The following is a 344-nucleotide window of genomic DNA, read 5'->3' as shown; positions in this document are numbered from 1 at the left end:
CGTTATTACTCATAATCACTGTCCCGCCATCTGGTAAATCTTTTAAGCTTTTATATTTCTTAGAATAAATGCCCATTGGCTCTAAATGAATTTTTCCTGCGTTTACAATTTTATATCCTTTTTCTTGAATTTCTTTATCTAAGTAAGGAATGTGCTGGAAGTAGTTTGCATCAATTTCCTTATCCGCTAACGCTTTATTCGGTAGCACATAATCTTGGAATTTTTTAATTTCTAATTTAATACCCTTTTTCTCTAATATCGGCTGTGCCTTTTCCAAAATAACAGCGTGCGGTACGTTAGAAGCTCCCACAACAAGCTTATTCTCCTCTTTTCCTCCGCAAGCA

1 pseudogene is annotated in these 344 nt (G+C 35.2%); it reads right to left on the bottom strand.

Annotation, left to right across the window (positions count from 1 at the left end):
• Positions 1-344: pseudogene (metQ, locus tag MR079_RS28580) on the bottom strand (methionine ABC transporter substrate-binding lipoprotein MetQ); the annotation flags it as partial.

It is taken from the genome of Bacillus cereus group sp. BfR-BA-01381 (genome assembly GCF_022663555.1).
Taxonomy (GTDB): domain Bacteria; phylum Bacillota; class Bacilli; order Bacillales; family Bacillaceae_G; genus Bacillus_A; species Bacillus_A pacificus.
Note: the sequence above shows the minus strand (reverse complement) of the source record. Positions and strands in the feature narration are given on the sequence as shown.